Below are 12696 nucleotides of genomic sequence, written 5' to 3' on the forward strand. Positions count from 1 at the left end.
GTCCTGTCTCGTGTCCAAAACACCGGCAAGTGCTTGGAAACAAGTAGAATCAACGCCATGCACAACGTCTACTAATTTAAACCGGACACCCGTGGGCCTGACCCGAGCATCTCCGGACGGAGAAGCGATGAAGAGATGTCCGGGTCAAGCCGGACCTGGCGTGACATGGTGAAGCGACCGAGGTGACGAGCAGGAGGCTGGCCGTCGATCCCTTGCGGTGGTCGGGCAATAGGCTATCCCCTCAAGGTCCCGCGTTATGGGCTGTTGCGGAAGAGTGAAACCAGTGTCGTGCGTTTTGACGATGGGGGGGAGACTTATCGTGCGCTTGGCGCTCAACCTTGCATTCGCTGCGCTTCTCACGCTGCTCACGCAGGTCGGTGGGCTGGCTTGGCTGTTTGCGCTGAACTTTCGGCTCAGGCTTCTGACTTTCGCACTCGCCTATATCAGTCTTTCAATTGCAAGCCTCTGGATCGCGCCGGTCTTTGGGCGCGTGCCGCTTTCCTGTGGCGCGGATGGCTCGATGAGGGTGCAGTCTTGGTTCTACTGTGTCCTTAATCGGCAATATGTGACGCCTGAGCTGCGCGATACCGCCAAGGACCTTGCCGCGCATCTCGCCAAACAGTTTCCCGGCACTGTCACGCTGATCCTCGACGCAAATTTCCCTTTTTTGAACGGCTTCCCGCTTCTTCCCCATCTCTCCCACGATGACGGGCGCAAACTAGATTTGGCTTTCTACTACAAGAGCGGCCAATCCTACGTTCCAAGCGCAACGCGGTCGCCGGTCGGCTACTTCGCCTTTGAACAGGGACCGACCGATTGCCCGCCGCGCTGGTTGACGCTGCGGTGGGACCTGACCTGGCTGCAGCCTCTGATGGCGGATCTCCAACCAGAGCCGCAGCGCATTCGCGCGGCGATAGACTGGCTTTCTCAGGATCAGCGTGTCCGCAAGATCTTCGTCGAGCCGCATCTGCAAGAACGATTTAACGTCGACTTACCCAAGCTGCGGTTTCAGGGCTGCCGAGCGGCCCGACATGACGACCATATCCATTTTGAGCTGTAGAACGCGATAAGCCGGAACCGCTCGCTATTCCCGCTCCGCCAGCACGCGGCCCACGGCTGCGCGCAGTTCGGGGATGCCGAGACCGCTTTCGCTGGAGGTCAGCAGCACCTCGGGGAAGGCGGCCGGGCGGCGCTTGATCTCGTCATAGGTCGCCTCGATCATGAACTGCTGATCGGCCTTCTTGAGCGCGTCGCCCTTGGTCAGCACGACCTGGTAGGAGACTGCGGCCTTGTCGAGCGTCTCCAGCACCGCGCCGTCGACATCCTTGATGCCGTGCCGGGCGTCGATCAGCACATAGACGCGCATCAGATTGGAGCGCCCGCGCAGATATTCATGGATCAGATTGGTCCAGGCCGCGACCTTGGCCCGGCCGACGGCGGCATAGCCATAGCCCGGCATGTCGACGATGGTCAGGCGCTCATCGGCACCGACCTGGCGGAAGAAATTGAGCTGCTGGGTGCGGCCGGGCGTATGCGAGGTCCGCGCCAGCGCGTTGCGGCGGGTGACCGCATTGATCAGGCTCGACTTGCCGACGTTTGAGCGTCCGGCGAAGGCGATCTCCTGGCCGACCATGGGCGGCAGGTCGTCGACATGGGTCGAGGCCCAGACGAAGTCCCAGGGGCCCTCGAACAGCTTGCGCGCGCTTTCGATCTCATCGTCGCCATAAGGCGTGGTCAGGCTCGTCGTCATCGTGCTTGTCTACTCATCGTCCTTGCCTACACGGCCGCGCGCAGCGCGTCGATGTCAGCCGAGGCGATGACGCCGATATTGCGCGCGATTGTCTCAGGCTCCCAATCCCACCAGCGGATGGCAAGCAGCTGCGCCACGATCTCGGGTGCGAAGCGCATCTTCACGACGCGTCCGGGATTGCCGACGACGACGGCATAGGGCGGCACGTCGCGCGCGACCTGTGCCCGCGTGCCTATGATGGCGCCGTCGCCGATGGTGACGCCGGGCATGATCACGGCCTCGCGGCCGATCCAGACATCGTTGCCGATGACGGTGTCGCCGCGAAAGCCGGTGTTTTCACGGGTATAGTCGGGCGCATTCTCGAAGCCGAACATGCCGAAGGGAAAGGTCGAGAAGCCACCCATCGGATGGTTGGCGCCGTTCATGATGAACTGCGCGGCTTGCGCGATCGCGACGAATTTGCCGATGATCAAGCGGTCGCCGATGAAGTCGAAATGATAGCGCACGCAGCGCGCGACGAAATGCTCGGGCCCGCGCGAGTCGTCGTAATAGCTGTAGTCACCGACCAGGATCAGCGGATTGTCGACGATCGCCTTGAGAAAGGCCGTGCCTTTCCAGCCGGGAATGGGATGGCGGGTCAGGGGATCGGGGAGGGGCATCGCGACCTCCTCGTCACCCCGGCGACCGCAGGTCAACCGGGATGACGGATCTGGAGCGGCGGCTGAGTGGTCGCCGCCTTACTTCTTGTTGCTGTTGGCCGGCTTGGTGGGAGCCGCGACCGCGGTGGCTGTCGCCGCCGGCGGCTTCTTGCCGAACAGGCCCTTGATGTTGTCGAACAGCTCGATCTTGGCGCCGTTCTTTTTCATGATGTAGCCCTGCTGGGTCACCGAGAGCAGGTTGTTCCAGCTCCAGTAGATCACCAGGCCGGCCGGGAACGAGCCGAGCAGGAAGGTGAAGAACACCGGCATCCAGGTGAACATCATCTTCTGCACCGGGTCCGGCGGCTCCGGGTTCATCTTCATCTGGACGAACATCGTGATGCCCATGAAGATTGGCCAGGCGCCGATATGCAGGAAGGCCGGCGAGGCGAAGGGCAGGAGTCCGAACAGGTTGACGATCGAGGTCGGATCCGGCGCGGCCAGATCCTTGATCCAGCCGAAGAACGGCGCATGCCGCATCTCGATGGTGATGAACAGGATCTTGTAGAGCGCGAAGAACACCGGGATCTGCAGCAGCACCGGCCAGCAGCCGGCGATCGGGTTGATCTTCTGCGTCTTGTACAGCTCCATCAGCGCCTGCTGCTGCTTCATCTTGTCGTCCGCATAGCGCTCGCGGATCGCGACCATCTCCGGCTGCACGGCCTTCATCTTCGCCATCGAGGCGTAGGATTTGCTCGCGAGCGGGAAGAACAGGCCCTTCAGCAGCAGCGTGACGCCCAGGATCGCGATGCCGAAATTGCCGACATGCTTGTAGATCCAGTCCATCACGAAAAACATCGGCTTGGTGATGAAGTAGAACCAGCCCCAGTCGATCAGCAGTTCGAAGCGCTTGATGCCGAGGTTTTTCTCATAGCCGTCGATCGCTGCGACTTCCTTGGCGCCGGCGAAGAGACGCGCCTGGCTCGCCGCGCTCGCGCCCGGCGCGACGGTGACGGCCTCGCCGAGAAAATCAGCCTGATAGGTGCGCTGCGACCCGGTCTGGACCGAGGAGTAGCGGCCTTCATATTTGCGCGCCTGGTCGGGGGCGACTGCCGCGGCCCAATATTTGTCGGTGATGCCGACGAAGCCGCCGACGGCATCCTTCCAGACCTTGCCGTTGGCGCCGGGCGAGAGCAGCGGCTCCTTGTCGATCTTGTCGTAGGTGTATTCCTGCAGGCCCTGCTCGCCGAGATTGCCGATCAGGCCCTCATGCAGGACGTAATAGCCCAGCGTCGCCGGCTTGCCCTGGCGCACGACCTGGCCATAGGGGAAGAGCGAGACGGCCGCGCCGCCCTTGTTCTCGACCTGATCGTTGATCGTGAACATGGCGTTGTCGTCGATGGTGATGACGCGCTTGAACAGCAGGCCCTGGCCATTGTCCCAGGACAGCGTCAGCGGCGTGCCGGACCGCAGCACCGGCCCATCGGCGGTCCAGAGGGTCGAGGCGTTGGGCAGCGACACGGCGGCGCCGGGAGAGGCCACCCAGCCGAAATCGGAATAATAGGCGTTGGGCCCGCCGAGCGGCGAGAGCAGGACGATGATGGCGCTGTTGGGGTCGACCGTCTCACGATAGGCCTTGAGCGAGACGTCGTCGATGCGCGCGCCGGTGAGCGCGATCGAACCGGCGATCTTGGCCGTCTCGATGCGGACGCGCGGGCTGCGGGCGAGCGCCTGTTCGCGGGTCTCGGAGGCCAGTGTCGCGGGCACGCCGGCCGGAGCGGCTGTGCCGGCAGGCTGGCCGGGCACGGTCGAGGGCGCGGGCGTCGTGGCGGGCGAGCCGGCGGGCGTGGATTGCGCCTGCTGGTTCTGCTGCGCGACCTGCTTCTGCTTCTCCATCTGCGGCACGCCGTAGAAGAACTGCCAGCCGAGCAGCACGACCACGGAGAGCGCGATCGCCAGAAGCAGGTTGCGGTTGTCTTCTTTCATCATGATCGGAAACAAATCTCGCTGACGCCCAACGGGGCTTAAGGTTTGGCGGTCGCGCTGCCGCTATCGGGCGCGCGTCGCTGGTCTTGCGGGGGCTTGCGGCCGGATCTGGCCGCAGGGGGCTTGGCCGGACGGGCGCGGTCGAGCGCGATCGAGAGATCGGCGACCAGGGCCTCGAAGCCGGCGCTCAGCGTTTCAGTGCGCGCGATGATCACGACATCGCAGGCCCGCCCGGCCTGGGCGCCGAGCGCGAGCTCGGCGGCGGCGCGCAGGCGGCGGCGGATGCGGTTGCGCTTGACGGCGTTGCCGACCTTGCGCGAGGCGGTCAGCCCGAGGCGCAAGCCGTCGCGGCCCGCCTCCTCGGCAGCGTCGCGCACCTGCACCGTAAGGACCGACGAACGAAAACGGCGGCCGTGCTCGGCCGCCGCCAGGAATTGCTTGCGTTGGGTCAGACGGGCGAGGCGCATGGCGATTGGCCAGTCTTCCAGACAAGAAGGCGCGCGAGGCTCACGCGCCGGCAGCTCAGGCCGAAAGCTTCTTGCGGCCGTGGGCGCGGCGAGCTGCGATGACCTTGCGGCCGCCGGCAGTCGCCATGCGGGCGCGATAGCCGTGGCGACGCTTGCGAACCAGCTTGCTGGGTTGATAAGTTCTCTTCACGATCCGTCTCCGGGGCCTTGTAGCCCGGCGGTCGCGGCTTCCCTCGGGAAGCGTGACCATGCGAGCCTGTCATGCAAAAGGTTCTGCGCCGCCTACAAGGCTGCGCAAGTGGCGGGCTTATGGCGGATGGCTCCGTCCAAGTCAATGCCGAATGCCCGGCCGCATGCCCGGTTTGAGCGCGCCGGCCTGCGACCCTTCGTCCTTGGCGAAGGGCGAGGCGGTCATTACGGCCCAGGCCGACTTGAGCCGGGAACAGCGACAGGCAGGCTTGCGCTCGGGCGCGACATCCCCGATATAGCGCCCGGGAGGTTGGCGAGGGACGTCTCACTCGCCAACCGGGTCAGGTCCGGAAGGAAGCAGCCCTAACGAGACCGAACGGGTCTTCGTCCAGCCTCCCACCTCATGCGCGCGATCGGCATGCGGCCTGGCGGCGCGATTGCACCATGTGCGACGCTCCTCAGGCCATCCGCGACAAGACTAAGCGTTGACCGTCGCCTCGCGATTGGCGAAAGCAGTCTGATGACCGACGAGACCGACGCCGCCTTCTCAGACGAACCTGGCTTTGCCGGCTTCGACCCGGCGCCTGCGGCTGCGCCGACGCCTTACCGCGTGCTGGCCCGCAAATACCGCCCCGCCCATTTCGGCGACCTGATCGGCCAGGACGCGATGGTGCGCACGCTCACCAACGCCTTCAGCGCCGGCCGCATTCCCCAAGCCTGGATGCTCACCGGCGTGCGCGGCGTCGGCAAGACCACGACCGCCCGCATCCTGGCGCGCGCGTTGAACTACCAGACCGAGGATGGCGGCGGCGCGCCCACGACCGACCTCACGCGTTTCGGCATCCACTGCAAGGACATCATCGAGGGCCGGCATATCGACGTGATGGAGATCGACGCCGCCTCCAATAACGGCGTCGACAATGTCCGCCAGATTAACGACGCGGTGCGCTACGCGCCGGTCTCGGCCCGCTACAAGGTCTACATCATCGACGAGGTGCACATGCTCTCGGCCGGTGCCTTCAACGCCTTCCTGAAGACGCTGGAGGAGCCGCCGCCGCATGCGCGCTTCATCTTCGCGACGACCGAGATTCGCAAGGTTCCGGTGACCGTGCTGTCGCGCTGCCAGCGCTTCGACCTGCGCCGTGTCGATGCGAGCCTGCTGGTGTCGCACCTCTCGGGCATCTGCAAGGCCGAGGGCGTCGACGCCGATGACGAGGCGCTGGCGGCGATTGCGCGCGCGGCCGAGGGCTCGGTGCGCGATTCGCTCTCGATCCTCGATCAGGCCATCGCCCATGCGGCGGGCCAGATCATGCTCGACGATGTCCGCTCCATGCTCGGCCTCGCTGACCGGGCTCGCATCATCGACCTGTTCGAGATGGTGATGAAGGGCGACATCGCCGCCGCGCTCGGCGAACTCCGGGCGCAGTATGACGCCGGCGCCGATCCCGTCGTGGTGCTGACCGATCTCGCAGAATTTACCCATCTGGTGACGCGCCTCAAGCTCGTGCCCGAGGCGTTGAAGGACAACACGCTGAACCAGGCCGAGCGCCTGCGCGGCGGCGATTTCGCCCAGCGCCTGTCGATCCGCGTGCTGGCCCGGACCTGGCAATTGCTGCTCAAGGGCATCAGTGAGGTGAAGCAGGCCGACAGGCCGGTCATGGCAGCCGAGATGGTGCTGGTGCGCCTCGCCCATGCCGCCGATCTGCCGACGCCGGATGAAGCCCTGCGGATGCTGCGCGACGGCTCCGGAGCCATGTCCGGCGGCAATGGCGCGCCCTCCTCCGCGCCGCGCCCGCCCTCGGGTGGCGGCAACACGGCGCTGGCCGCGCGGCCGGTGCTCGCCAGCGCCAACCCGATGCCGGCTCCCATGGCTGCCCCGCGCGCCATGGCCCAGCCGCTCGTGCAGGTGGCTTCGCTGGAGGATGTCGTGGCGCTCGCCTCGCAGCATCGCGACATCACGCTCAAGATCGCGCTAGAGCGCGATGTCCGCCCGGTGCGCTTCGAGCCCGGCCGGATCGAGTTCTCCGTGACCTCGGGCGCATCGCGCACGCTTGCCACCGACCTTTCGCGCAAGCTCAAGGAATGGACCGGCCAGACCTGGATGGTGGCGGTCGTCACCGCCGAGGGTGGCGCGACCCTGCGCGAGCAGACCGAGGCCGAGAAGGACCGGCGCGAAAGCGATGCGGCCTCGCATCCGGCGGTCAAGGCGGTGCTCGAGCGCTTTCCGGGCGCGCGCATCGTCGATGTCCGCGATCCCCGCGCCGCGGCCTCCGAGACGCCTGCCGCGGCGTCCTCCGAGGATGATTATCTGCCCGAGGCCGAGCCGCTCTTCGACGATAGCGAGCCGGATTTCGACGGCATCGATTTCTGATTTTCCGATATCCGGTTTCCAGAGGCTGTTAGGGACTACGGGAGAAGCGACCATGCGCGACATGATGGGCCTGATGAAGCAGGCGCAGCAGATGCAGCAGAAGATGGCCGATGTTCAGGCCGAGCTCGACACGATCGAGGTCGAGGGCGCGGCCGGCGGCGGCATGGTGAGCGTCACCATGACGGCCAAGGGCGCGGTCAAGGCTGTGAAGATCGACCCCGCTTTGATGCTCGCCGATGAGCGCGAGATCCTGGAGGACCTGATCGTCGCCGCCTGCAGCGATGCGCGCAGCCGCTCCGAGCGGGTGATGCAAGAGCGCATGGCCGAGATCACCAAAGGCCTGCCGATCCCGCCCGGCATGAAGCTGTTCTGAGCTTCAGCCCCGCATGTCCCGCGCCATCGCCGGTCCCGAGATCGAACGCCTGATCCAGCTCCTGGCCAAATTGCCGGGGCTGGGGCCGCGTTCGGCCCGGCGCGCCGCGCTGCACCTCGTCAAGAAGCGCGAGCAATTGCTGGGCCCGCTCTCGGAAGCCATGGCGGTCGCCCGCGAGCGCATCGTCGTCTGCTCGAGCTGCGGCAACATCGATACCTCCGACCCTTGCTCGCTCTGCCGCGACCCGCGCCGCGACGATGGGCAGATCGTGGTGGTCGCCGATATCGCCGATCTCTGGGCGCTGGAGCGCTCAGGCGCGGTCCAGGGGCGTTATCACGTGCTGGGCGGCATTCTGTCGGCGCTGGACGGCGTCAGGCCCGAGCATCTGACGCTCGAGGCGCTGGTGGCGCGCGCCTCCGATCCGGCGGTCAAGGAAATCATCCTGGCGCTCAACGCCACGGTCGACGGCCAGACCACGGCGCATTTCGTCACCGACCTTCTGGCCCATCTGCCGGTCAAGGTGACCAAGCTCGCCCATGGCGTGCCGGTCGGCGGCGAGCTCGACTATCTCGACGACGGCACGCTCGCCGCTGCGATTAGGCAGCGTACAGGTTTCTAGGGCACCTCCGGACGACGCCCGCTCAGAACTTGTAGGCGAGGCTCGCCCGCACGGTATGCGTCTTCGCCTCCTGCTCGCCGGCGAGGCCCAGCGCGGTGTTCCGGGCAGTGGGGTCGAACTTGCCGTAATCGGTGTAGCGGTATTCCGCGCCCAGGATCAGGTTGCCGGTCAAGGCGTAGTTCACGCCGCCGCCCAGCGTCCAGCCGGCCCTGGAAACCTGCGTGCTCCCGCTGAGACCGGAGGCGGGATCGTAGGATCGGAGATTGAACTCGGTGAAGGCCGCGCCGCCCGTGCCGTAGATCATCACGGTGTCGAAGGCGTAGCCGATGCGGCCGCGCAGCGAGGCCTGCCAGTCGCGCTGGCTACGTCCGAGGCTGAAGCTGCCGCGCTCCTGCAAGGCTTCGAGATCGCCTTCGAGGCCGAGCACGATCGAGTCGAACTGGACGTTCAGGCCGGCCTGCCCGCCGCCGAGCGCGCTTCCGGGCGTATCACGGAAGGCGCCGGCATAGCCCAGCCCGGTGGCGGAGAGCTGCCTGATCTTGTCCGAACCCCAGGAGTAGCCGCCCTGCGCGCCGAGATAGAAGCCGGTCCAGGAGTAGAAGCTCGGCAAGGCCGGCGCGGGCGGCAATTGCTTACCCGAGGACAGATCGGCAGCCATGGCGCCGCCGCCGGTCAGGATCAGCAGGGCAGCCAACGCGGGTTTCAGCGGCGTTCTCATCACGATCTCAACTCTCAAACGACATCTGGGACTCAGGGCTCAGGCCCCGCACCTTGCAGCGCGGCCCTTCCGGAGCATCCGAGCCTTTCCGCGCATTCGTCACGCGCGCCGGTCCTTGAACAGAAGAAAGCGTTAAGGTTAACAATCAACTAAGCCGCCATGTCCGAGCCGCCATGTCCGAGCCGCCATGTCGGGCGCTGATACGGAACAAGCGTTGCGCTGCGTTGTTGCAGCTACGCTGTCGTCCTGGCGGTGGAAACGTCCTGGCGGTGGAGACGATCAGCCGATGGCCTTCCTGAAACGCATTGCCGGGTTGGCCAGCGCGGCCGTGGCTCTGGGCTATGCCTTTGGCGCGGTGTCGCGGCGCTTCACGCGGGCCTCGCGGGACGCCGCACGCGGGCGCGCAGCCTCGTCCCCGCTGGAGATGACCTGGCTCGGCTGGAAGGACGTGCTGCTGCGCTTTTCCAGCAATGTCGCCGACAACCGGCTGGCCTCGCTTGCCGGCGCGGTCGCCTTCTACACCTTGCTGTCGCTGGTGCCGGCGCTCTCGCTCCTGGTGACGATCTACCGCTCCTTCACCGATCCCTCGACCATCGCCGAGCAGCTCGACGGCCTCACCATCGTCTTTCCGCAGGCCGCGCGCGACCTGATCCATGAACAGGCCATGCGGCTTGCCGGGCAGAGTTCCTCGGCCCTGTCGCTCACCGTCCTGATCAGCGTCCTCGTCGCCTTCTGGAGCGCGAACGCCGCCGTGAAGGCGATTTTCGATGCACTCAACATCATCTATCGCGAACGCGAGAAGCGCAGCTTCCTCAAGCTCAACGCCCTGTCGCTGCTGACAACGATCAGCGGCGTGGTGCTGCTGACGGCGGCGCTGATCGTGATCGCCTCCGTGCCTGTCGTGACCGCGCTGTTCCCCTTCGCCTATGAAGTGGAACGGCTGTTGCGGCTGGTGCGCTGGCCGTTCTTCCTGGTCGTCGCGACGCTCTCCATCGCCTGTCTCTACTGGATCGGCCCGAGCCGGCACCCGGCGCGCTTCGCCTGGGTGATGCCCGGCGCGGTCGGTGCGGCCTTGCTCTGGGCCGCCGCATCCTGGGCCTTTTCCTGGTATGTCGGAACGCTCGGCAACTACACCGCGACCTATGGGTCGCTTGCGACCGTCGTGGTGTTCATGACCTGGCTCTGGCTTTCGGCAGTGATCGTACTCGCCGGGGCCGAATTCAACGCCGAGCTTGAACACCAGACCGCGCACGACACCACCATGGGCAACCCGAAGCCGCTGGGCCAGCGCGGCGCGACCATGGCCGATTCGGTTGGCGAACCGACGGCGGATTGAGGCGGATGCTCGATCCCGACACCACCCGTCAGGACGATCTGCGCAGCGGTCGCGGCCCATGGCTCGCTGGCCCGGCGCGCCCAGCCAGCGAAGAGCTGGAAACGGATATCCAGTGCGACATCGCGATCGTCGGCGGCGGCATCACCGGCGCGATGGCGGCGGAGCATCTCACCGCCTTCGGCCACAGGGTCGTCGTGATCGATCGCGAGCGGGAGGGTTTTGGCAGCACGGCTGCAAGCACAGCCATGCTACAATGGGAGATCGACCTGCCACTGCGCCGGCTGGCGGAGCTTTACGGCTTCGACCGCGCCGCCGATGTCTATCGCCGCAGCTTCCGCGCCGTGGCCGGCCTGGGCGAGCTGGTCGCGCAGCTGGAACTCGGCGCGGCCTTCGTCCCGCGCGACACGGTCTATCTCGCGGCCGGCGAGGTCGGCCCGCGCGAGCTTAGGGACGAGCATATCCTGCGCGAGCGGGCCGGGCTTCCCGGCGCTCTGCTCGACCACGCGACGCTGCTCGGCGCCTTCGGCTTCGACCGGGCGGCCGCGCTCGTCTCGCCGGGCTCCGCCGAGGCCGATCCGCTCAGCCTGTGCCACGCCTTGCTGGCGCGGGCAGCCGGGCGCGGGGCGCGCTTGATCCGGGACGAGGCGGTTGCTTTCGAAAGCAACTCGCAAGCGGCCGCCGTCAAGCTCGCTGGCGGCCGCACCGTCGAAGCCGGCCATGTCGTGCTTGCGACGGGCTATGTGATGCCCACTTGCGTGACGAGCGACCTGCACCGAACCGCCTCGAGCTGGGCGATCGCAACCCTGCCGCAGCCGCCGGCGGCGCTCTGGCCCGGCCCTGCGCTCATCTGGGAGGCTTCGCAGGACTATATCTACTGCCGCACGACGAGCGATGGTCGCATCGTGCTCGGCGGCGAGGATGAGAAGACCGAGGATCCCGAGCTGCGCGAGCGGCTGGGGCCGCAGAAGACAGAAGCCTTGCTCGGCAAGCTCAAGGCTCTCCTGCCGCAGACCGAGGCGACGCTTGGCCATGCCTGGTCGGGCGCCTTCGGGCAGACTTCGGACGGGTTGCCATTGATCGGGCGAGTGCCCGGGCAGGCGCGCATGCTCGCAGCCTATGGCTATGGCGGCAACGGCATCACCTTCAGCTTCCTCGCCTCGCGCATGCTCGCCTCGCTCATCGGCGGGGTGGAAGCGCCATGGTTCCAGCATTTCGCGATCGACCGGCGCGACCCGACCAAGCCCTGAGCCCCGCCCGCGATTGCGCGGCTGCAATCATGAGCTTGCCCCCGCCAGGGGCGACAAGGCGGGCGAAGATCGCCATCTTCCGGGTCACGCGGCCAGTGAAGGCCGGCTCATTTTCGGAGGCTGCCATGCTCGCGGTCCAGGATTCTAAATCCGCTTCGCCCATCCGGCTCGAAGCGCTGGATGCGCCCTTCCATATCGGCGCGGTGGCGCTGCGGGTTCACGACCTGGCGAAGCTGACGGCGTTCTATCGTGACGCGATCGGCCTTGCCCTGATCCATCAGGAGCCGGGTCTCGCCACGCTCGGCGTCGATGGCGAGGTCCTGGTACGACTGGAGGAGGGCGCCGAGCGCCCGACCTCGCCGGCAGGCCTGTTCCACCTCGCCATCCTGCTGCCCTCGCGCGGCGCTCTGGCCAACTGGGTCGGCCATGCCGCCAATGCGCGCATCAAGCTCGAAGGCGCTTCCGATCATCTCGTCAGCGAGGCGCTCTATCTGTCGGACCCCGAGGGCAACGGCATCGAGATCTATCGCGACCGCCCGCGTGCCGATTGGCCGCGCCGCGACGGTGCGATCAAGATGGCGACCGAGCGGCTCGATCTGCAGGCGCTGCTGAACGAAGCGCAGGCTGGCCCCTATGCCGGCATGCCGAGCGGCACGCGCATGGGCCATATCCATCTGCGCGTCGGGGATACGGCTGAGGCCGAGGCCTTCTACGCCGGCAAGCTCGGCTTCGACCTGATGGTGCGCTATCCCGGCGCGAGCTTCCTCTCCAGCGGCGGTTATCACCACCACATCGCCGGCAATATCTGGAACAGCCGCGGCGCCGGCGCACGTGGCGAGGGCGAAGCGGGGCTCGGCTTTTTCGAGCTGGTGGCTCGCGATGCCGGGGATTTCGAGACGATGCGCCAGCGTATCCTGGCTGCCGGCGGCAGCGAGGATGCCAAGGGCCCCTCGATCGCCGATCCCTGGGGCAACAGGCTCGTGCTGCGTCGCTGAGCGGCCA

General features: G+C 66.5%; 13 protein-coding genes and 1 other RNA gene. 8 read left to right on the forward strand and 6 right to left on the reverse strand.

What is annotated here, in order from left to right:
* Positions 1-319 precede the first annotated feature (319 nt).
* Positions 320-1060 (forward strand): hypothetical protein, encoded by a 741-nt coding sequence (locus tag ACSQ3P_RS26510; protein WP_436168465.1) that lies wholly within the window; start codon positions 320-322, stop codon positions 1058-1060.
* A gap of 24 nt (positions 1061-1084) precedes the next feature.
* Here the strand turns inward: ACSQ3P_RS26510 and yihA are convergent, their stop codons facing one another.
* The 5 genes from yihA to rpmH form a co-directional block, all read right to left on the reverse strand.
* Positions 1085-1750, reverse strand: coding sequence for a ribosome biogenesis GTP-binding protein YihA/YsxC (gene yihA / locus ACSQ3P_RS26515; RefSeq protein ID WP_069689186.1), 666 nt, complete (start codon positions 1748-1750; stop codon positions 1085-1087).
* A gap of 26 nt (positions 1751-1776) precedes the next feature.
* A complete protein-coding gene (locus ACSQ3P_RS26520) occupies positions 1777-2409 on the reverse strand; it encodes a CatB-related O-acetyltransferase (protein ID WP_436168466.1) in 633 nt (210 codons plus the stop codon).
* 78 nt (positions 2410-2487) lie between these two features.
* Complete coding sequence (yidC, locus tag ACSQ3P_RS26525; protein WP_436168634.1) at positions 2488-4374, reverse strand: membrane protein insertase YidC; 1887 nt, start codon at positions 4372-4374, stop codon at positions 2488-2490.
* A 38-nt stretch (positions 4375-4412) separates the two neighbouring features.
* A complete protein-coding gene (gene rnpA / locus ACSQ3P_RS26530) occupies positions 4413-4841 on the reverse strand; it encodes a ribonuclease P protein component (protein WP_436168467.1) in 429 nt (142 codons plus the stop codon).
* A 55-nt stretch (positions 4842-4896) separates the two neighbouring features.
* Positions 4897-5031, reverse strand: coding sequence for a 50S ribosomal protein L34 (gene rpmH, locus ACSQ3P_RS26535; protein ID WP_067253664.1), 135 nt, complete (start codon positions 5029-5031; stop codon positions 4897-4899).
* Between the two features lie 303 nt (positions 5032-5334).
* Here rpmH and ffs point away from each other — a divergent pair.
* From ffs to recR, 4 genes are all read left to right on the forward strand, one after another.
* Positions 5335-5431: signal recognition particle sRNA small type (gene ffs, locus ACSQ3P_RS26540), an RNA gene on the forward strand.
* Between the two features lie 119 nt (positions 5432-5550).
* On the forward strand, positions 5551-7401 hold the full coding sequence (locus tag ACSQ3P_RS26545) for a DNA polymerase III subunit gamma/tau (RefSeq protein WP_436168468.1): 1851 nt from the start codon (positions 5551-5553) through the stop codon (positions 7399-7401).
* A 52-nt stretch (positions 7402-7453) separates the two neighbouring features.
* Complete coding sequence (locus tag ACSQ3P_RS26550) at positions 7454-7774, forward strand: YbaB/EbfC family nucleoid-associated protein (RefSeq protein ID WP_092172811.1); 321 nt, start codon at positions 7454-7456, stop codon at positions 7772-7774.
* A gap of 13 nt (positions 7775-7787) precedes the next feature.
* Positions 7788-8393 (forward strand): recombination mediator RecR, encoded by a 606-nt coding sequence (gene recR / locus ACSQ3P_RS26555; RefSeq protein ID WP_310155637.1) that lies wholly within the window; start codon positions 7788-7790, stop codon positions 8391-8393.
* Positions 8394-8415: 22 nt separating this feature from the next.
* Here the strand turns inward: recR and ACSQ3P_RS26560 are convergent, their stop codons facing one another.
* Positions 8416-9111, reverse strand: coding sequence for an outer membrane protein (locus ACSQ3P_RS26560; protein ID WP_436168469.1), 696 nt, complete (start codon positions 9109-9111; stop codon positions 8416-8418).
* A gap of 286 nt (positions 9112-9397) precedes the next feature.
* Here ACSQ3P_RS26560 and ACSQ3P_RS26565 point away from each other — a divergent pair, with 286 nt between their 5' ends.
* Genes ACSQ3P_RS26565 through ACSQ3P_RS26575 form a run of 3 tightly spaced genes read left to right on the forward strand, consistent with a single transcriptional unit; the run spans position 9398 to position 12689 of the window.
* On the forward strand, positions 9398-10447 hold the full coding sequence (locus ACSQ3P_RS26565; RefSeq protein WP_436168470.1) for a YihY/virulence factor BrkB family protein: 1050 nt from the start codon (positions 9398-9400) through the stop codon (positions 10445-10447).
* A gap of 5 nt (positions 10448-10452) precedes the next feature.
* A complete protein-coding gene (locus tag ACSQ3P_RS26570; RefSeq protein WP_436168471.1) occupies positions 10453-11694 on the forward strand; it encodes an NAD(P)/FAD-dependent oxidoreductase in 1242 nt (413 codons plus the stop codon).
* Positions 11695-11723: 29 nt separating this feature from the next.
* Positions 11724-12689 (forward strand): VOC family protein, encoded by a 966-nt coding sequence (locus ACSQ3P_RS26575; protein WP_436168472.1) that lies wholly within the window; start codon positions 11724-11726, stop codon positions 12687-12689.
* Positions 12690-12696: the final 7 nt, after the last annotated feature.

Source organism: Allobosea sp. LjRoot9 (assembly GCF_964252745.1).
GTDB lineage: Bacteria > Pseudomonadota > Alphaproteobacteria > Rhizobiales > Beijerinckiaceae > Allobosea.